This is a genomic window from Vibrio sp. 1F255, assembly GCF_041439145.1.
Taxonomy (GTDB): domain Bacteria; phylum Pseudomonadota; class Gammaproteobacteria; order Enterobacterales; family Vibrionaceae; genus Vibrio; species Vibrio crassostreae_C.
Genome location: NZ_JBGONQ010000018.1, coordinates 1 through 18,434 on the forward strand (window position 1 = coordinate 1; position 18,434 = coordinate 18,434).

General features: G+C 44.6%; 19 protein-coding genes, 1 riboswitch and 1 other annotated feature. Of the genes, 11 read left to right on the top strand and 8 right to left on the bottom strand.

The window, feature by feature from the left end:
* Window positions 1-202 precede the first annotated feature (202 nt).
* Window positions 203-613: an H-NS family nucleoid-associated regulatory protein gene (locus ACED41_RS11500; RefSeq protein ID WP_017060262.1), complete on the bottom strand. Its 411-nt coding sequence runs from the start codon at window positions 611-613 to the stop codon at window positions 203-205.
* 364 nt (window positions 614-977) lie between these two features.
* Window positions 978-1,155, top strand: a riboswitch (Lysine riboswitch).
* Window positions 1,156-1,267: 112 nt separating this feature from the next.
* Here ACED41_RS11500 and ACED41_RS11505 point away from each other — a divergent pair.
* The 9 genes from ACED41_RS11505 to hisIE all read left to right on the top strand — a co-directional run bounded on the left by ACED41_RS11505 (window position 1,268) and on the right by hisIE (window position 10,514).
* Window positions 1,268-2,860: a Na+/H+ antiporter NhaC family protein gene (locus ACED41_RS11505; RefSeq protein ID WP_017060263.1), complete on the top strand. Its 1,593-nt coding sequence runs from the start codon at window positions 1,268-1,270 to the stop codon at window positions 2,858-2,860.
* A gap of 190 nt (window positions 2,861-3,050) precedes the next feature.
* Window positions 3,051-3,186: a sequence feature (His leader region), on the top strand.
* 53 nt (window positions 3,187-3,239) lie between these two features.
* Window positions 3,240-4,136, top strand: coding sequence for an ATP phosphoribosyltransferase (gene hisG / locus ACED41_RS11510; protein ID WP_017060264.1), 897 nt, complete (start codon window positions 3,240-3,242; stop codon window positions 4,134-4,136).
* Window positions 4,136-5,437, top strand: coding sequence for a histidinol dehydrogenase (gene hisD / locus ACED41_RS11515; RefSeq protein ID WP_017065318.1), 1,302 nt, complete (start codon window positions 4,136-4,138; stop codon window positions 5,435-5,437). The genes hisG and hisD overlap by 1 nt, the downstream gene beginning before the upstream one ends.
* Before the next feature lie 9 nt (window positions 5,438-5,446).
* Complete coding sequence (hisC, locus tag ACED41_RS11520; RefSeq protein ID WP_017060266.1) at window positions 5,447-6,487, top strand: histidinol-phosphate transaminase; 1,041 nt, start codon at window positions 5,447-5,449, stop codon at window positions 6,485-6,487.
* Between the two features lie 131 nt (window positions 6,488-6,618).
* Window positions 6,619-7,707 carry a bifunctional histidinol-phosphatase/imidazoleglycerol-phosphate dehydratase HisB gene (gene hisB, locus ACED41_RS11525; protein ID WP_017060267.1) on the top strand — a complete coding sequence of 363 codons (1,089 nt, stop codon included), beginning with the start codon at window positions 6,619-6,621 and terminating at the stop codon, window positions 7,705-7,707.
* A 9-nt stretch (window positions 7,708-7,716) separates the two neighbouring features.
* Window positions 7,717-8,331 carry an imidazole glycerol phosphate synthase subunit HisH gene (hisH, locus tag ACED41_RS11530; protein ID WP_017060268.1) on the top strand — a complete coding sequence of 205 codons (615 nt, stop codon included), beginning with the start codon at window positions 7,717-7,719 and terminating at the stop codon, window positions 8,329-8,331.
* A 43-nt stretch (window positions 8,332-8,374) separates the two neighbouring features.
* Window positions 8,375-9,112, top strand: a complete 738-nt coding sequence (gene hisA, locus ACED41_RS11535) for a 1-(5-phosphoribosyl)-5-[(5-phosphoribosylamino)methylideneamino]imidazole-4-carboxamide isomerase (protein ID WP_012604374.1) — start codon at window positions 8,375-8,377, stop codon at window positions 9,110-9,112.
* Window positions 9,094-9,867, top strand: a complete 774-nt coding sequence (hisF, locus tag ACED41_RS11540) for an imidazole glycerol phosphate synthase subunit HisF (protein ID WP_017060270.1) — start codon at window positions 9,094-9,096, stop codon at window positions 9,865-9,867. The genes hisA and hisF overlap by 19 nt, the downstream gene beginning before the upstream one ends.
* On the top strand, window positions 9,864-10,514 hold the full coding sequence (gene hisIE, locus ACED41_RS11545; RefSeq protein ID WP_017060271.1) for a bifunctional phosphoribosyl-AMP cyclohydrolase/phosphoribosyl-ATP diphosphatase HisIE: 651 nt from the start codon (window positions 9,864-9,866) through the stop codon (window positions 10,512-10,514). The genes hisF and hisIE overlap by 4 nt, the downstream gene beginning before the upstream one ends.
* Before the next feature lie 225 nt (window positions 10,515-10,739).
* On the opposite strand, the gene ACED41_RS11550 is transcribed toward hisIE, so the two are convergent.
* The 4 genes from ACED41_RS11550 to ACED41_RS11565 all read right to left on the bottom strand — a co-directional run bounded on the left by ACED41_RS11550 (window position 10,740) and on the right by ACED41_RS11565 (window position 14,036).
* Entirely contained in the window at window positions 10,740-11,252 is a 513-nt protein-coding gene (locus tag ACED41_RS11550) for a YchJ family protein (RefSeq protein WP_017060272.1), read from the bottom strand.
* A 136-nt stretch (window positions 11,253-11,388) separates the two neighbouring features.
* Window positions 11,389-12,606, bottom strand: coding sequence for an EAL and HDOD domain-containing protein (locus ACED41_RS11555; protein ID WP_029235300.1), 1,218 nt, complete (start codon window positions 12,604-12,606; stop codon window positions 11,389-11,391).
* Window positions 12,607-12,729: 123 nt separating this feature from the next.
* Window positions 12,730-13,464 carry a UDP-2,3-diacylglucosamine diphosphatase gene (gene lpxH, locus ACED41_RS11560; protein ID WP_017067392.1) on the bottom strand — a complete coding sequence of 245 codons (735 nt, stop codon included), beginning with the start codon at window positions 13,462-13,464 and terminating at the stop codon, window positions 12,730-12,732.
* A gap of 77 nt (window positions 13,465-13,541) precedes the next feature.
* Window positions 13,542-14,036 (bottom strand): peptidylprolyl isomerase, encoded by a 495-nt coding sequence (locus ACED41_RS11565; protein ID WP_017060275.1) that lies wholly within the window; start codon window positions 14,034-14,036, stop codon window positions 13,542-13,544.
* A gap of 189 nt (window positions 14,037-14,225) precedes the next feature.
* On the opposite strand from ACED41_RS11565, the gene cysS reads away from it, so the two are divergent.
* Together cysS and ACED41_RS11575 are read left to right on the top strand one after the other, a co-directional pair.
* Complete coding sequence (gene cysS / locus ACED41_RS11570; RefSeq protein ID WP_371724992.1) at window positions 14,226-15,611, top strand: cysteine--tRNA ligase; 1,386 nt, start codon at window positions 14,226-14,228, stop codon at window positions 15,609-15,611.
* A 98-nt stretch (window positions 15,612-15,709) separates the two neighbouring features.
* Window positions 15,710-16,288, top strand: a complete 579-nt coding sequence (locus tag ACED41_RS11575) for a thymidine kinase (protein WP_017060277.1) — start codon at window positions 15,710-15,712, stop codon at window positions 16,286-16,288.
* Window positions 16,289-16,437: 149 nt separating this feature from the next.
* Here the strand turns inward: ACED41_RS11575 and ACED41_RS11580 are convergent, their stop codons facing one another.
* From ACED41_RS11580 to ACED41_RS11590, 3 genes are all read right to left on the bottom strand, one after another.
* Window positions 16,438-17,103, bottom strand: coding sequence for a YdcF family protein (locus ACED41_RS11580; RefSeq protein ID WP_032545711.1), 666 nt, complete (start codon window positions 17,101-17,103; stop codon window positions 16,438-16,440).
* Window positions 17,096-17,950, bottom strand: coding sequence for an NAD(P)H-binding protein (locus tag ACED41_RS11585; RefSeq protein ID WP_371724993.1), 855 nt, complete (start codon window positions 17,948-17,950; stop codon window positions 17,096-17,098). Before ACED41_RS11585 ends, ACED41_RS11580 begins: the two co-directional genes overlap by 8 nt.
* Window positions 17,951-18,064: 114 nt before the next feature.
* The gene (locus ACED41_RS11590) at window positions 18,065-18,295 is read right to left on the bottom strand and encodes a TIGR02647 family protein (RefSeq protein WP_017060280.1); all 231 of its coding nucleotides are present in this window, start codon (window positions 18,293-18,295) and stop codon (window positions 18,065-18,067) included.
* Between the last annotated feature and the right edge of the window lie 139 nt (window positions 18,296-18,434).

Sequence of the window (18,434 nt, forward strand, 5' to 3'; positions counted from 1 at the left end):
AAAGGATCAGATCGCAGGACTCGAAAAAGGTTCAATTGATTTAGGCAACAACGCCTACTGATAGTACAAATATAAAAAAGGCTCCGAAAGGAGCCTTTTTTGTTTCTGAATATATTGAAGTCGTAAATAATACTTTGGTCGACTTAAATATTAATTCTATCGCTTAGCGTGTAATTGATTACTCACTAAGTAAACTAAATGTTTAGATAGCAAACTCTTCTAGAGATTTACCAGCATCTAGCTGTTCTTGGATAGCTGAAGGCGTACGGCCTTGACCTGTCCAAGTCTTCTCGTCGCCGTTTGCGTCTACGTATTTGTATTTCGCTGGGCGAGGAGCGCGTTTAGCTTTTGTTGTTTTAGATTTTGCTTCACCAGAAAGTGCAGCAATAAGATCGGCAACATCAATTCCGTCTTTTGCAATTTGTTCAGCAATAGCAGAAAGCTTAGCTTCTTGCTCTGCTTTAGCAGCACGCTCTTCAGCTTCAGACTCTTGACGCTCTTGTACAACAATAGTCAGCTTGTCTAGCGCTTCTTCAAGTTGCTCAAGAGTTAATTCACGTGAGAACGCACGAAGGCTGCGGATATTTAATAGAGTTTTTGTTAATTCAGACATGATATTTTCCATCAAGGTAAACTAAATAATCTTCCTAATAATAAACAGAGCCTAGGAATAAAACAAATAGTATTTCTTCTATTACATATTTAAATATAAAAGTGAGATGAATAGTTGAAAATTCAGAGCAGTATTTCTATTGAATTTATAATAATTATTAAGAATATCTTAAAAAATGATATGTGACAGGTGGAGTAGTCAACTTATGTAGACTATTCTTCTATTGATTAGTTCATTAACAAAAAGCTATTTTTCTCGGAATGATATGTTGCATTGTTGCTCTTGATGAGTACAATTGCGGCTACCTGATGCGAGGTGTTGGTTAATTTGTTGTTAAACTCTGGTTTACACGGTTAATAATGTTATCGCACGTAGAGGTGCAATTATAAAAAGTAACTTCCGTTGGGGTGATGCCAATGAACGGGAATGAAAGGTGTAATTGCCGAAGTAAATTGTATATCTAAGCAATTTGCTGGGGTTGTGCTCAATAGGTACAACACTGCCATAGTCTTAATTTTAAACTATGGAGCGCTACTGTAGGGTTGGGTGAAGTGTTCACTTCCCTTTCGCTTAGTTCAACATGAGCTTGGTCAGCCGTATCAAGTTTGTCTGCAGTAGATCTCTAGCCAAATAAAAAACTGGTTTTTGAAGATCATGAATTTAATAGATTTTGCAACATCACCTTTATCTTTGCTTCCGCCCCTTGTGGCTTTGAGCCTTGCTATTGTTACCCGCCGTGTATTGGTTTCTTTGGGTGTCGGTATCATCATGGGTGCGATTCTACTTGCTGATTACTCAGTAGGTAACGCAGCTAGCTACGTGTTTACTAAAGCATCTGGTGTTTTCATCGAAGATGGTGGCATCAACACTTGGAACATGAGCATCATTGCATTCCTAATTATTCTTGGAATGACAACGGCATTATTAACACTGTCTGGCGGTACTCGCGCATTCGCGGAGTGGGCACAGTCTCGCGTTAAGAGCAAACGTGGTTCAAAACTACTTGCTGCTTTCTTAGGTGTATTCATCTTTGTTGATGACTACTTTAACAGCCTAGCGGTTGGTGCTATCTCTCGTCCTGTAACAGACCGCTTCTATGTATCTCGCGCTAAGCTTGCTTATATCCTAGATTCAACTGCTGCTCCTATGTGTGTGATCATGCCTGCTTCTAGCTGGGGTGCTTACATCATCACGATCATTGGTGGCATCTTAGTGACACACGGTGTGACAGAGTATTCTGCACTGGGTGCTTACGTTCGTCTTATCCCAATGAACTTCTACGCTGTATTCGCACTACTAATGGTGTTCGCAGTAGCATGGTTCGGTCTAGACGTTGGTAAGATGCGTGAGCATGAGATCGAAGCATCTCAAGGCCGTGGCTTTGAAGGTGACAACGATCAAAAGCAAGCTCACGATCTAAACGAAGAGTTAGATATCGAAGAGAGCGAAAACGGTTCAGTTTCTGATCTTGTTATGCCAATCGTATCGCTAATTGTAGCGACAGTGGCTGCAATGCTTTACACAGGCGGCCAAGCGCTGGCTGCTGATGGCCAAGCATTCAACCTTCTAGGCGCATTCGAAAACACGGATGTAGGTAAGTCTCTTGTTTACGGTGGTGTTATTGGCTTACTAGTAGCACTAGCGACAGTATTCAAGCAAAAGCTATCGATGACTGATATCGCAAGAACAATGTGGATCGGTGCTAGCTCTATGTTTGGCGCGATTCTGATTCTTGTGTTTGCATGGACTATCGGTTCTGTTATCGGCGACATGAAAACGGGTTCTTACCTATCGTCTCTAGTAACAGGCAGCATTGATTACCACTGGTTACCGGTTATGTTGTTCCTTCTAGCGGGCGTTATGGCGTTCTCTACAGGTACATCTTGGGGTACGTTCGGTATCATGCTACCAATCGCGGGTGATATGGCTGCAGCATCGGATATCGCACTGATTCTTCCAATGCTAAGTGCGGTTCTAGCGGGTGCAGTATTTGGTGACCACTGTTCTCCAATCTCAGATACGACGATTCTGTCTTCTACTGGTGCTCGTTGTAACCACATCGACCACGTCTCGACTCAGCTTCCATACGCGTTGTCTGTAGCGTTCGTATCGTGCATTGGTTTCATCACTCTAGGTATGACATCTTCAATTGGCATCGCATTTGGCGCAGCGTCTCTAACGTTTGTTGCTGTATGTTTTGCATTGGCTTACTTCTCTCGCTGCAAAATGGCGACGTGCAAAAGCTAAAATTGAAAGTTAATCAGTAAACTATCAGGGAGGCGTTTGCCTCCCTTTTTTGTGCCTGTTAATTTAATTTTAAGTTTCGTGAAAAAAGTTCGAATAAATGGTTGAAAAAGGATGTCAGCTTAGTTAGTGTGGAGACAAGACAGCAAACAACCTAAGAGCTGATAAGTATGCGTAAATTAGTAATGAACATTCATCACCATCATCACCCTATCTAGTCTTTCGGGGAGATTTACGTATACCCGGGAGCAAGATTACTCCCGGAGGTTAAGTCAAAAGAATTTAGATTTAAACCCTCGGGATGACAAAGTCCCCGAGGGTTTTTTAGTTTTAGCGCTTTTAAATAATCAATAAATTCAAATATTTGCACAGGGATACAGCAATGCAGACACAACGCCTAAGAATCGCAATTCAAAAGAAAGGTCGCTTAAGTAAAGAGTGCCAAGACCTACTTAAAAAATGTGGTGTTAAATTTAATATCATGGGTGAGCGCCTAGTGGTTCACTCACTAAATATGCCAATCGACTTGTTACTCGTTCGTGATGACGACATCCCAGGTCTTATCATGGATGGTGTAGTTGACCTTGGTTTCATCGGTGAAAATGAACTAGAAGAAGTTCGTCTAGATCGTGTTGCTCTTAAAGAGCCTTCAGAGTTCCGCACACTACGTCGTTTAGACTTCGGTGGTTGCCGCCTTTCAATCGCTATTAATAAAGACGAAGAATACAACGGCCCACAAGACTTAGCGGGCAAACGTATTGCGACAACCTACCCACAACTACTTAAAGCCTACATGGACGAGCAGGGTGTTGAGTTCAGCACTTGTATGCTAACAGGTTCGGTTGAAGTCGCGCCTCGCGCTGGCCTTGCAGACGCTATCGCTGATTTAGTTTCTACAGGTGCAACGCTTGAAGCGAACGGCCTAAAAGAAGCAGAAGCTATCTTCCAATCGAAAGCAACACTGATTCAACGTGTTGGCGACTTCGACGCAGACAAGACCGCACTGATTGAAAAACTACTGACTCGTATGCAGGGTGTTCAACAAGCGAAAGAGTCGAAGTACATCATGCTTCACGCGCCAACCTCTCAACTAGAGCAAATCAAAGCACTACTGCCTGGTGCTGAAGATCCAACGGTTCTTCCTCTATCTACAGACAAAGACAAAGTTGCCGTGCACCTAGTAAGTACAGAGAACTTGTTCTGGGAAACAATGGAACAGCTGAAAGAGTTGGGTGCAAGCTCGATTCTAGTATTACCAATCGAAAAAATGATGGGGTAGTGACGATGAGAACCGTTGTTTGGCAATCTTTAAGTGAATCACAGCAAGACTCGGTATTAGAGCGTCCAGCTATTACTGAAGGTGCAAACATCACAGCGACTGTTTCTGATGTTATTGCAAAAGTACGAAATGAAGGCGATGCCGCGCTTAAAAAGCTGACTGCAAAGTTTGATGGTGTAACTCCAGAATCTATCCGAGTCAGTTCGGGTGAGATTGAAGAGGCGTGTGCTCGTCTAACACCAGAGATGAAGCAAGCGTTAGAGCAAGCTTATAGCAACATTGCTAAGTTTCACGAAGCTCAAAAGCCGCAGCCAATTAAGGTTGAGACACAGCCTGGTGTTGTGTGTGAGCAAGTGACGCGCGCGATTAATACTGTTGGCCTTTATATTCCCGGTGGCAGTGCGCCACTACCGTCAACGGTTCTTATGTTAGGTGTTCCTGCTCAAATCGCAGGTTGTCGTAAGGTTGTGCTTTGTTCACCTCCGCCAATCGCTGATGAAATCTTGTATGTCGCTAAGCTTTGTAAGATCGACGAAGTTTACAACGTTGGTGGTGGTCAAGCGGTTGCAGCAATGGCTTACGGTACCGAGAGTGTGGCTAAAGTCGATAAGATCTTCGGCCCAGGTAATGCCTACGTTACGGAAGCAAAGCGCCAAGTGAGTAATGACTTCCGCGGAGCAGCTATTGATATGCCAGCTGGCCCATCTGAAGTGTTAGTGATTGCTGATGAAACGGCTGATGCAGACTTCATTGCAGCGGATTTGTTGAGCCAAGCGGAACACGGGCCTGACTCCCAAGTAGTATTGGTAACTCCATCTCCAGTGGTTGCAGACCAAGTAACAGAAGCGGTTCAAAAGCAACTGAAAGAACTGTCTCGTGCGAACATCGCTCAGCAAGCATTGGCTTCAAGCTTAATCATCATTGCTGAATCGATCACTCAAGCGATTGCGATTTCGAATTTCTACGGTCCTGAGCACTTGATCGTTCAAACCAAGAACCCACGTGAATTGCTGCCATTGCTAGATAATGCAGGCTCAATTTTCCTTGGTGACTGGTCTCCAGAATCTGCAGGTGACTACGCATCCGGCACAAACCACGTTCTTCCGACTTACGGTTATACCAAGACGTATTCAAGCCTAGGTTTGGCTGATTTCTCTAAGCGAATGACGGTGCAGGAGCTAACAGCCGATGGGTTGAAAGGCCTAGCGCCAACAGTAGTAACAATGGCGGAAGCCGAAGGTTTGGATGCACACAAACGCGCTGTGACTATCCGAGTTGAAAAGTTAAATAAAGCGAAATAAGGGTAGGGCATGGAAAAGTTAGCAAGAAAACAAGTTCAGGCTCTAACACCTTACTTGTCTGCAAGACGCATAGGCGGTACTGGTGATGTATGGCTAAACGCCAACGAATCTCCGTTTGATAACGAGTACAACCTGAACTTGTCTCGTCTTAACCGTTACAGCGAATGTCAGCCAAAAGAGCTGATTGATGCTTACGCTCAATACGCAGGCGTGAAATCAGAGCAAACTCTGACAACGCGTGGTGCTGACGAAGGTATTGAATTACTGATTCGTGCTTTCTGTGAGCCGAACGAAGACGCTATTCTTTACTGCCCACCCACTTACGGTATGTACGCAATCAGTGCAGAGACGATTGGTGTTGAGCGTAAGGTTGTGCCTCTGACTTCTGAATGGCAATTGGATCTTCCAGCTATCGAAGCTCAGCTCGACAACGTAAAAGTGGTGTTTGTTTGTAGCCCAAATAACCCAACCGGTAATTTGGTTGATCGCAAAGACATCATCAAGTTGCTTGAAATGACACAAGACAAAGCGATTGTGGTGATGGATGAAGCGTATATCGATTTTTGTCCAGAAGCGTCAACCGTTGATTTGCTTGAGCAATATCCAAACCTAGCGATTCTGCGCACCTTGTCGAAGGCCTTTGCTTTGGCGGGCTTACGTTGTGGCTTTACGCTAGCGAACAAAGAGCTTATCGATGTACTGTTGAAAGTGATTGCTCCTTATCCAGTGCCAATCCCTGTTGCTGACATTGCCGTTCAAGCACTTTCAGAGCAAGGACTCGCGCGAGCTAAGTTCCAAGTTCTGGATTTAAGTGCTAACCGAGCGTATTTGCAGGCGGGTCTATTAGGTATGCCTCAAGTGACGGTTTTTGATGGCTGGGGTAACTACTTACTGGTGAAATTCCCGAACGGCGATGAGTTATTTAAAGCGGCTTGGGATACGGGCATTATTTTGCGTAATTCACCTATTGAAGACTGTGTTCGTATTAGTATTGGTAACCGCGAAGAGTGCGAAAAGACACTTGGATTCATTCGTAACTTTTATCAGTAACGAAAGGCTTACCAGTAATAACATTTGCCAGTTTGAGTTGATTAATCGCAGATTGGCAAGTGAAACCAATATTTTGGGTTAGCGTTTGATTTTAGCTAGGCCACCAGATTTAAAATTAAAAGGAAGTTCAAGTGAGTAAACAACAGAAAATACTTTTTATAGACCGTGACGGCACCTTAATTGTGGAGCCGCCAGTTGACTTTCAAGTAGATCGTTTAGACAAGCTAAAATTCGAACCGCGAGTAATTCCTAGCCTACTTGCACTGCAAGACGCTGGTTACCGTCTAGTGATGGTGACTAACCAAGATGGTCTAGGTACCGATAGCTACCCACAAGAAGATTTCGATGCACCACACAATATGATGATGGAGTTCTTCGAATCTCAAGGCGTTAAGTTTGACGACGTGCTTATTTGCCCTCACTTTGACGAAGACAACTGCTCTTGCCGTAAGCCTAAACTGGGTATGGTTAAAGAGTACCTACAAGGCGGTAAAGTCGATTTCCAACACTCTGTTGTGATTGGCGACCGAATGACGGATCTTCAACTGGCAGAGAACATGGCTATCCGCGGTATTCAATATGGCCCGGATGCGGAAACTGAAGGCACGCTTAACTGGCCACAAATCGTTAAAGATCTGACGGTTAATGCGCGTATTGCTGAAGTAGTTCGTACTACTAAAGAAACAGATATCAAGGTTGCAGTAAACCTTGATGAAACCGGTGGCAACAAGATCGATACCGGCATGGGTTTCTTCGACCACATGCTTGATCAAATCGCGACACACGGTGGTTTCCAAATGAACCTGACTGTGAAAGGCGATCTGCACATCGATGATCACCACACGGTAGAAGATACCGCTCTTGCTTTAGGCCAAGCATTGAAAGATGCACTAGGCGACAAACGTGGTATTGGCCGTTTTGGTTTCAGCCTACCAATGGATGAGTGTTTGGCTCAGTGTGCGTTAGACCTTTCTGGTCGCCCATACCTGAAGTTCGATGCTAAATTCAGCCGTGAGCAAGTGGGTGATCTTTCAACCGAGATGGTGGTTCACTTCTTCCGTTCTCTAACTGATACATTGGCTTGTACGCTACACCTTTCTTCTGATGGCAATAATGATCACCACATCATTGAGAGCCTGTTCAAAGCGTTTGGCCGTACTCTTCGCCAAGCAATCAAAGTTGAAGGTAACGAGTTACCAAGCAGCAAAGGCGTTCTGTAAGGGTTCGGTATGAAAGAGCAAAAAGTCGTTATTATTGATACTGGTTGTGCCAACGTTTCATCGGTGAAGTTTGCGATTGAACGTTTGGGCTACGCAGTTGAAATTTCAAAAGAACCAGAAGTGGTTCTTGCTGCCGACAAGCTATTCCTACCCGGTGTAGGTACAGCAAGTGAGGCAATGAAGAACCTGCAAGAGCGTGACCTTGTTACCCTTGTCAAGCAAGTTGAGAAGCCTCTGCTGGGTATCTGTCTAGGTATGCAGCTGTTAGGCAAACTGTCTCAAGAGAAAGGTCAAAAGGCTGATGAGTTAGTTGAATGCCTAGGTTTGTGTGATGGTGAAGTTCGTTTACTTGAAACGGGCGACTTGCCATTACCACACATGGGTTGGAACACCGTAACGGCAACACCTAATCATCCTCTATTTAAAGACATTGAAGAAGGCGAATACTTCTACTTTGTTCATAGCTTCGCAATGCCAGTGGGCGACTACACAATCGCACAATGTGATTACGGTAATCCGTTCACTGCGGCGGTTCAAAGTGGCAATTATTATGGTGTTCAGTTCCACCCAGAGCGATCTTCGAAAGCTGGCTCTAAGCTGATTCAGAACTTCTTGGAATTGTAATAAGGATTAGGCAGCGGCTAACGTTGCCATATAAGGAATGTAAATGATTATTCCCGCGTTAGATTTAATTGAAGGCCAAGTAGTTCGCTTATTCCAAGGAGACTACGGGCAAGTAACAGAATACAAAGTAGACCCAGCAGAGCAGTTTAATCTGTACCACCAAGCGGGCGCTGGCTGGCTGCACCTTGTTGACTTAACGGGCGCAAAAGACACAACGGCTCGTCAGTTAGACTTGATTGCTAAGCTCCTTGCTAGCACGCCTGCGAACATCCAGATTGGTGGTGGCGTGCGTAACGAACAAGATGTCGTTGATCTGCTAGAAGCTGGCGCACAGCGCGTTGTGGTTGGTTCTACAGCCGTTAAGCAACCTGAGTTGGTGAAAGGTTGGATGGAGAAGTATGGCGCGGAAAAAATCGTGCTGGCTCTAGACATCAACATTGATGAAAGCGGCACACGTAAAGTGGCGATTTCAGGTTGGCAAGAAGATTCAGGTGTGACTATTGAAGCGCTGATTGAAGACTACCTCACGGTTGGCCTTAAACACGTGCTGTGTACCGATATTTCACGTGACGGCACGCTAGAAGGATCAAACGTAGAGCTCTATGTTGATCTTTGTAAGCAGTACCCACAAGTGCAATTCCAATCATCGGGCGGCATTGGCAGCCTAGCTGATATCGAAGCGCTTAAAGGCAGCGGTGTTGCGGGTGTGATTGTGGGTCGTGCGCTACTTGATGGCAAGTTTACCGCAGAGGAGGCATTTGCATGTTGGCAAAGCGAATAATCCCTTGTTTGGATGTCCGTGACGGACAAGTGGTTAAGGGCGTTCAGTTCCGTAACCACGAAATTATTGGTGACATCGTTCCGCTAGCACAACGCTATGCAGAAGAGGGCGCCGATGAATTGGTATTTTATGACATCACCGCATCAAGTGATGGCCGTGTGGTCGATAAAAGCTGGGTGAAACGCGTAGCTGAAGTGATCGATATCCCTTTCTGTGTCGCTGGTGGTATTAAATCAGCAGAAGATGCAGCGCGCATTCTTGAGTTTGGTGCGGATAAAGTGTCAATCAACTCACCGGCATTGGCTAATCCACAGCTGATTACTGACCTTGCTGATAAGTTTGGCGTTCAGTGTATCGTTGTCGGTATCGATTCATACTTCGACAAAGAAACCGGTAAATATCAGGTTTACCAATTTACAGGCGATGAAGCGCGTACTAAAGCAACCAAATGGGAAACCAAAGATTGGGTGCAGGAAGTACAGAAGCGTGGCGCAGGTGAGATTGTGTTAAACATGATGAACCAAGATGGCGTTCGTAACGGCTATGATATCGATCAGTTAAACATGGTGCGTGAAGTGTGTAATGTGCCATTGATTGCCTCTGGTGGCGCTGGTGCAATGGAGCACTTTGCTGAAGCTTATAAAAAGACCAACGTGGATGGAGCACTTGCGGCTTCGGTATTCCACAAACAAGTCATCAATATTGGTGAACTTAAACAGTATTTAAAACAACAAGATGTAGAGGTGCGACTATGAGTTTTGAACCCGTAAGCTTATCAAAAACAGAAGTAGGCGCATTGTCAGAGCGTATTAACTGGGAAAAAGTAGATGGCTTAGTGCCAGCGATTGTTCAAGATTACCAGTCAAGCCAAGTGCTAATGATGGGATACATGAACCCAGCCGCACTTGAGAAAACGGGTGAAACTGGCAATGTGACGTTTTTCTCTCGCACAAAAGAGCGTCTTTGGACGAAAGGTGAAACGTCGGGCAATGTATTGCAACTGCAAAACATCGCCTTGGACTGTGACAGCGACACCTTACTGGTTAAAGTTAATCCCATTGGTCCAACGTGCCACACAGGTACAACAACGTGTTGGGATGGAGACAAGCAAGAAGAGTCTCAGATGGTGTGGCTTCATCAGCTTGAGCAGCTATTGGCTGCCCGCAAGGACGCCGATCCTGAATCTTCTTATACTGCCAGTCTATATGCCCGTGGCACCAAGCGTATTTCGCAAAAAGTGGGCGAAGAAGGCGTTGAAGTCGCGCTTGCGGCGACGTCGGGCGATAAGGCGGAGTTAGTGTGTGAATCCGCAGATTTGATTTACCACCTAATGGTTCTTCTTCAAGACCAAGGCTTATCGATGGATGATGTGGTAAACAAGCTGAAAGAGCGTCATAAGTAAGCTCTCTTTAGATTAATAGAACCGCGTAAAAGACAGACAAAAGCCCCGCAAACAAACATGTTTACGGGGCTTTTTAGTTTTTTAATTTTCAAGATTTTAAGATTTTAAGATTTCAAGATTTCTAAGCCCTACGTCACTTTTCTAACCTCTGACTTTGCGTCATTCCGAGGAGCCTAAGCGACATCAGGAATCTCTTCTCTTAATCTGACTTCTTAGTCGAACGAGTTACCCGCAGCACTTCTTGTATTTCTTACCACTGCCACAAATACACGGATCATTACGGCCGATTTTAAAGCTCTCAACGGTTTGATTTAAGCGTGGGTCAATTTCTGGTTGTGTAGTTTGTTCCTGCTCTGGGAAGGTACCATCAATGTAGTACCAAAGACCGTCTTCACGTATAAAGCGAGAGCGTTCTTGCATGCAGTATTGTGCGCCTTCTTCATTGAAGTAAGCTTTAAACTCAACAAAGCCTTCGTCTTGGTGCGAGCCTACCGCAGTATCGATGACTTCTAGTCCTGCCCAATCACTGTTGATAGATTCGGCAATACCTTCTCTTTGCGCTTCTGCGTTGCAGCTAGGGTGGTAAGTCGCAACAACATAGTCAACTAAACCCAACACGTGCGCTGAATAACGAGAGCGCATCAACTGTTCAGGCGTTTCAACAGCACTGTGGTGAAGGTGCGCTGATTCACAGCACTGTTGGTAAGTATTTTTGCTACCGCATGGGCATAAAGACATAGTCAGATCCTGTAAAAATGGCCTCTATTAAGAGGCCATAAGTGAATGCGTGGGAGTTTACCAAGAAACGATCGCTCACCAAAGTTTGGTTTCTGTTGAAGTTATTGAAATTATCAAAGTGTTAGCGCGAAGTTTACTATTTCAAGGCTGGAGACAATAGCTCTTGTGCCCAAGTCGTTGCTTCATCGTAAGCTTGGCCTAGTTGAGCCTCACTGAGCTTGAGAAGTTTACGAATGCGCGTTGCTTCGTCCCATCGGGCTTGTTCATAAGCAATAACCATGGCCAAAATCGCACCTAACACGCCTTTACGTTGGATAAGGGCCTGTTTAATCTCATCGTCGATTGGCACTGAGTCCAGTACTTGCTTCAACGGTTGGTCAAACAGTGAATCCAGTAGCGAGAACATACCGGTCAAAAAGGCTTGTCCTGGCTCAACCTTCACATTCATCTTCTCGACTAAGAGCTCACATTGACGCGCGCGTAATACCGCTAAACCGTAGAGTGAGTCCGGCTTGTCTTCTTTCGCTGATGCGATCGCCACAAGTGAAACGAACTTACGCAGCTTTTGTTCACCAAGGTAAATAAGCGCTTGGCGGAATGAACGAATCGTTGTTGGTGAACCGCCAGCGGAGTTTACGTAGGTAAGTAGCTTATACGACATGGTCACATCGAGCGTAATCAAACGCTCTACTTCACCAAAGTCGATAGGGTCGTGCGCAATCTCTTTTAACAGCTGAACGGTCGTCAGGAATGCCGGGTTGAGCGCACGCGTTTGGATCATCTCTGGCTTGCTAAAGAAATAACCTTGAAAGTAGGTGAAGCCTGCTTTTTTCGCTTCTTGGTATTCTTCGTACGTTTCTACTTTCTCAGCAAGGAACTTGATATCTAGCCCTTTGAGAGAGTTCATAAACATCGCTGCTTTGGCAATTGGCGTCAAACGGATATCGAACTTGATAATTGAAACGTAGGGTAAGAAGCGCTTCCAAGCTTTACTTGGCACAAAGTCGTCTAGCGCAATGGTATAACCCGCGTCAAAGATGGTTTTGATTGCTTCAAGTAATTCGTCTGTTGGTTCGCAGTCTTCAAGAACCTCAACAACGAGGCTTTCTTTGGGGAACAGAGTAGGGACTAAGTTGATTAGGCTTGCATATGGGAAGTTCACGAACCCAAGCTTATCACCCAACGTATTATAGTGGGTCGATAAGAAGTGATCGGAAAGCAAACGGCTAGTAGCGAGCTCCGGCTCTACTTCAGGGAAAGTGTTCTTAGGACCATCCCTGAATAGCAACTCGTAACCTATGGTTTTCTTGCCTGTGTCGAGTATTGGTTGACGCGCTACGTATGAATATTTCAACTTAGTACTGTGTTCGGTTTATTTCTGGTAGAGAGATAATAGCTAATTCACTAGAAATTACCATACACTTTCTAAGAAAGTCTGACCGACAATAATAATCAAAGTGAAAGTTTAAGCGTGATGTTAAAAGCTATTGCTAAACGCTCGATTCTGTAGTTCAAAACTTTGCGGCGTGAACACCAGCACTGAGCCTTGCGTATACCAATCGCCAAGTACGATACGGGTTTTAGTGCAATTGTTAGCATTAAATGTATGGATGTCTGGGCGGTGAGTATGGCCGTGGATCATCAGATCGACATTGTTTCGTTCCATCACATCTTCGACTTCTTGCTGTGTCACATCCATGATGTCGAGAGACTTGGTCTGCTTGTCATCTTTGATATCTGATTGAACCTTTGAAACAATTTTCTTCTTGATGAAAAATGGAATTCGGTTGAAGACCCATTGTAACCATGGCTGATGCACTTTTTCGCGAAAGGCGAGGTACTTTACATCTTCAGTACATAGGGTATCTCCATGCAATACTACCGCTTTTTGCCCGTAGATATCGATCGTAGAAACTTCGTCGAGAAGTTGTACGCCCGTTTGCTTAGCAAATTTTTTGCCGACTAAGAAGTCGCGGTTCCCTTGAGTAAAGTAACAAGGCACGCCTGTTTTCACTAAGTCGATAAACGCTTGGCGGATAGAAGTCGCGAATTCACTCTTATCATCGTCACCAATCCAGAATTCGAAAAGGTCACCTAATACGTAAAGTGCATCCGCTTCTACGGCTTCTTTCTTCATAAAGGCTAAGAAGCAGTCTGTGATGTCTTCTCGTGACGGAGAAAGGTGCAGATCTGATATAAAATATGTTTTCATAGGTCTAAAAAAAGGGAGCGATTCGCTCCCTATATCCTGATTTTATCGGCTCATCAATACTAACCGAAAGCGATGAATTAAGCTTCGATTGTAGTACCAGTGATGATCACTTCTTCTAGAGGTACATCTTGGTGCATACCCATAGAACCAGTGCTAACACCTTTAATCTTGTTTACGATGTCCATGCCTTCAACAACTTCTGCGAATACACAGTAGCCCCAACCGTCTAGGCTTTCGCTACGGAAGTTTAGGAAAGAGTTGTCGTTAACGTTGATGAAGAACTGAGAGCTCGCTGAATGCGGTTCCATAGTACGAGCCATTGCTAGCGTACCAACTTTGTTCGCTAGACCGTTGTTTGCTTCGTTCTTGATCGTTGCACGAGTTGCCTTTTCTTTAAGGCCAGAAGTCATGCCGCCGCCTTGAATCATGAAACCATCGATAACACGGTGGAATAGTGTGTTGTCGTAGAAACCGTCACGGCAATACTGTAGAAAGTTTGCGCTTGTTTCTGGTGCTTTTTCTTCGTTAAGTTGAACTTTGATATCACCAAAATTTGTGTGAAGGATGATCATGATTGTTACCTTACTGTCTTTTTAATATGAAGTTCGAATTCTAGCGCATGTTGGCAGACTTTCAAATCACCAAATCATTAACTTAACTCGGATGTTTGAGGTAATTCCTGCTTTTAGGGATTACCTATTAAGGTATGACTTGTTATACTGCGAGCTTATTTTGATTAATCCATAAAATAGATAGAGATCATGCTGAAGATATATAACACGCTCACAAGACAGAAAGAGGAATTCAAACCAATTACAGCTGGCAAAGTCGGCATGTATGTCTGTGGGGTAACCATATACGATCTCTGTCATATTGGTCATGGTCGTACGTTCGTTTCTTTCGACGTAGTAACTCGTTACCTTCGTTACCTTGGTTACGATTTGAATTTCGTTCGTAACATCACAGATATCGATGACAAAATCATCAAACGCGCTAACGAAAACGGTGAGTCTTGTGACTCTCTGACTGAGCGTTTAATCGGTGAGATGCACGCTGACTTTGATGCATTGAACATGAAGCGTCCAGATGTTGAGCCTCGTGCGACAGAATACATCACTGAAATCATCGAGCTTGTTGAAAAGCTAATTCAACGTGGCTTTGCTTACGTTGCAAGCAACGGTGACGTGATGTTTGAAGTAAAGAAATTCGACGAATACGGTAAGCTTTCAAAGCAAGACCTTGATCAGCTTCAAGCGGGTGCTCGCGTTGATGTTGAATCTGCAAAACGCAGCCCACTAGACTTCGTTCTTTGGAAGATGTCTAAGCCAGGTGAACCTACATGGGAATCGCCATGGGGCCCGGGTCGTCCAGGTTGGCACATCGAATGTTCAGCAATGAACTCGTCTATTCTTGGTAACCACTTCGATATCCACGGTGGTGGTTCAGATCTGCAGTTCCCTCACCACGAAAACGAAATCGCACAGTCTTGCTGCGCGCACGGCACTCAGTATGTAAATACTTGGATGCACAGTGGTATGGTGATGGTAGACAAAGAGAAGATGTCTAAATCACTGGGTAACTTCTTCACTATCCGTGACGTGCTAGCACATTACGATGCTGAAACGGTACGTTACTTCCTAATGTCTGGTCACTACCGTAGCCAGCTAAACTACAGCGAAGATAACCTAAACCAAGCTCGCGCATCACTAGAGCGTCTATACACGTCACTTCGTGGCCTAGACCTTACAGCCGCTCCTGCCGGTGGCGAAGAGTACGTGACTCGATTCTCTACAGCGATGAACGATGATTTCAACACACCTGAAGCTTATTCAGTACTGTTTGAAATGGCTCGTGAAATCAACCGTATCAAGCCTGAAAGCATTGAAAAAGCAAGCGGACTGGGTGCATTGATGCGTGAACTAGCAGACATCATCGGTATTCTTCACCAAGAGCCAGAAGCCTTCCTACAAGGTGATGCGGCAGGTAACGACGACGAAGTGGCTGAAATCGAAGCGTTGATCAAACTGCGTAACGACTCTCGTGCTTCAAAGGATTGGGCAAATGCCGACCTTGCACGTGATAAGCTAAACGAGTTGGGTATTGTTCTGGAAGATGGCCCAGAAGGTACGACTTGGCGTCGTAAGTAAATCTTATAAAAAGGGCTGATTTTCAGCCCTTTTTTCTAGCACGAATTCTCTATTTTCACCTTTTCTATCTTCAACTTTTAATTAACAGGAATATTTCTGTGGCTCAGATGTATTTTTATTACTCGGCAATGAATGCGGGTAAATCAACAACGCTTCTTCAATCTTCATTCAACTACCAAGAACGTGGCATGACGCCAGTGATCTTTACGGCAGCTTTGGACGATCGCTATGGTATCGGTAAAGTGAGCTCACGAATTGGTCTGCAATCTGAAGCTCAGCTGTTTAAAAATGACACCAACATGTTTGATGCGATCAAAAAGCTCAATGAGGAAGAAAAGCGTCATTGTGTTTTGATCGATGAGTGCCAATTTTTATCGAAGGAGCAGGTGTACCAATTAACAGAAGTGGTTGATAAGCTGCACATCCCTGTACTTTGTTACGGCCTACGTACCGATTTCCTGGGTGAACTGTTTGAAGGTAGCCGTTACTTACTGTCTTGGGCAGATAAACTTGTTGAGCTTAAAACAATTTGTCACTGTGGCCGTAAAGCGAACATGGTAATTCGTACCGACGAGCACGGTGTGGCGATTGCTGAGGGCGACCAAGTGGCTATTGGCGGTAACGACAAATACGTTTCTGTTTGCCGTCTGCACTACAAAGAAGCGTTAGGTAAATAAGCAGCTCTATTTGCTAACGCGAAAGAACGAAAAACGGTGACCAAGTGTCACCGTTTTTGTTTATTGGGCCTGTGTTTTGCTTTCTTCCAAGCCGAGCTTTTGTTTTATTTCCTGCCGAGCTTTTACTTTGTTCAAAGTCTAACTTTTGCTTATTCGAAACCGAGCTTCTTCAATGCTTGATAGGCGTGGTCAACGTCGTCGGGGATCGGCATCTCAATCTGAAAGCCTTTCTCTGGGTAGGATTTGATTCGCTCGTAATCAGCAATTAATGCGCCTAACACCATATCTAACGGCAACTCTTCGTTAAAGTAATCATCCCAAGTTTGCCATCGCGACGTCACGGTAATCTCGGAAGTTTCGTCAGGCCATTGTTTACTGAAGGTTGCGTAGGTACGTTTCTCCATGAAGGGCTTCTGAACTAAGGTTAGCCTCTTCGGCGATAACCCTTTTTCTGTCAGCAACTCATGAGTGAATCGTACATTTTCCCCAGTATTTGTTGCGTGTTTCTCTATGATAATGTCAGAGTCAGGCACGCCACAATCCCGTGCGATAGAAGCGAATGTTTCTGCTTCTGAGCGTTCAAAGCTTCTTTCGGTAAAGCGCCCCACACCGCCAGAAAAAACGATGTAAGGCGCGATCTGTTGGTGATAAAGCTCGGCTGCATATTCAGCTACGCGAGTATCGTTGCTACACAATACAAAGATACAGTCGGAAGGCGTAACCTTGTGACCCATCGACATAAAGTTCCAAAGGGTGTCGACTGAGCGATGCAGTTTTATGTTGGGATTTTTGTTAGCAATAGATTGTTCAGTCATGAAGTGCGTCCAGTGTGGATTCGAATTTAAATGAATAACCTAAGTCGAGAATCTTCTTCGAAGAGATTAACTTGTCTGGGGTATCAACAACAGCGGGCAGAGGCTCACTGCTGTTGGCGCTTTTCAGTGCCGCGGCATAAAACTCCGCCTTACTGACTGTATTTGGTGTGGTCACGTTAACTATTTCATTGTGCAGTTGACTGATAGCGAAATCGACAGCACCAATTGCATCATCAAGGTGCAGCATGTTGGCTGGAGCTTGAGTGCTGACTTGTTTTAACTTGCTTGCGAAGCGTGATGGGTGACGGCTTGGGCCGATTAAGCCACTAAAGCGAAGAATGGTGTAGTCGATACCGGAATCAATCACTGACTGTTCAGCTTGCAGCATGATTCGTGCGTTATCGGAAAATAAAGACGCGTGCTCGTTATCTGAGGTCGAAAGGGGGAGTGATGCATCCAGCTCGTTCAGCACACCCGGCTTAGTTGGGTATACCGTAGTTGAACTAACCATAATGAGCTTTTTAATGTTGGCCTTTTGGCATGCATTGGTGAGTTGCTGCCAGTAGTCGGCATACTCTTGTCCTGCTCCTTTTCTAAAGCCAGGAGGGAAGCTGCCAATCACAATTTCAGTGTTGTTTTCGAGTAACAATGAATAGAGTCGCCCGATAGTCTGTTGTGGATCGGATGAATCAAAGCTAAACACTTCACATGGAATTTGTTCGCTACCAATGGCATCTGCTCCCGCTTGGGTCGTTTTCGTGACCACTACTCGGTTACCATGTTTTTCTAAATGTTCAGATAAAGGTACACCTACCCATCCTGCACCGACAATAAATATAGAAGCCATGTGTTCCTCACAACTGCAAATGACGAATTTACAATAAGCCTAACAAAGCTTTGCCCAAAAATGAAAAAACTCCACGGCCGAAGCAAGTGGAGTTTTTACTAGAACAATGGGGCTTTAGTTTAGTACGCGAAGAAGCTTGTCTGCGCGCTCTGCCATCTCGATACCTTCATCTGTTAGGTAACCGCCGTCTGGCTGAGTACAAAGGTTTTTTTCGAATAGGCGCTTAACAGCGTCTTGAGTTTCTTGAGCTGCCTCTTGATGGACTTTAATTCCAGTAGCTGCACTACTTACATCAAATTGAAGAAGGAGGTTTAAATCAGCAATATGTTCAGCGTTGTACTTCATAATTGACCTATATATTCATAACGTTCTCTACCTTCACCTTAGTGCGCATTCTCGGCTCAGGCAATAGCAAATAAAGAGAATTGATAAGTGATACCAAATTGATTAATTAATCATCGAGTGATGAGTTTATTTTGGTTAT

Excerpts from the sequence above, each read along its gene's own strand:
- hisF (WP_017060270.1), top strand. The coding sequence starts at position 9,094 with ATGTTGGCAAAGCGAATAATCCCTTGTTTGGATGTCCGTGACGGACAA.
- ACED41_RS11565 (WP_017060275.1), bottom strand. The coding sequence starts at position 14,036 with ATGATCATCCTTCACACAAATTTTGGTGATATCAAAGTTCAACTTAAC.
- cysS (WP_371724992.1), top strand. The coding sequence starts at position 14,226 with ATGCTGAAGATATATAACACGCTCACAAGACAGAAAGAGGAATTCAAA.
- ACED41_RS11585 (WP_371724993.1), bottom strand. The coding sequence starts at position 17,950 with ATGGCTTCTATATTTATTGTCGGTGCAGGATGGGTAGGTGTACCTTTA.
- ACED41_RS11500 (WP_017060262.1), bottom strand. The coding sequence starts at position 613 with ATGTCTGAATTAACAAAAACTCTATTAAATATCCGCAGCCTTCGTGCG.
- ACED41_RS11505 (WP_017060263.1), top strand. The coding sequence starts at position 1,268 with ATGAATTTAATAGATTTTGCAACATCACCTTTATCTTTGCTTCCGCCC.
- hisIE (WP_017060271.1), top strand. The coding sequence starts at position 9,864 with ATGAGTTTTGAACCCGTAAGCTTATCAAAAACAGAAGTAGGCGCATTG.
- hisC (WP_017060266.1), top strand. The coding sequence starts at position 5,447 with ATGGAAAAGTTAGCAAGAAAACAAGTTCAGGCTCTAACACCTTACTTG.
- ACED41_RS11580 (WP_032545711.1), bottom strand. The coding sequence starts at position 17,103 with ATGACTGAACAATCTATTGCTAACAAAAATCCCAACATAAAACTGCAT.
- hisH (WP_017060268.1), top strand. The coding sequence starts at position 7,717 with ATGAAAGAGCAAAAAGTCGTTATTATTGATACTGGTTGTGCCAACGTT.
- lpxH (WP_017067392.1), bottom strand. The coding sequence starts at position 13,464 with ATGAAAACATATTTTATATCAGATCTGCACCTTTCTCCGTCACGAGAA.
- ACED41_RS11550 (WP_017060272.1), bottom strand. The coding sequence starts at position 11,252 with ATGTCTTTATGCCCATGCGGTAGCAAAAATACTTACCAACAGTGCTGT.
- hisG (WP_017060264.1), top strand. The coding sequence starts at position 3,240 with ATGCAGACACAACGCCTAAGAATCGCAATTCAAAAGAAAGGTCGCTTA.
- hisA (WP_012604374.1), top strand. The coding sequence starts at position 8,375 with ATGATTATTCCCGCGTTAGATTTAATTGAAGGCCAAGTAGTTCGCTTA.
- ACED41_RS11590 (WP_017060280.1), bottom strand. The coding sequence starts at position 18,295 with ATGAAGTACAACGCTGAACATATTGCTGATTTAAACCTCCTTCTTCAA.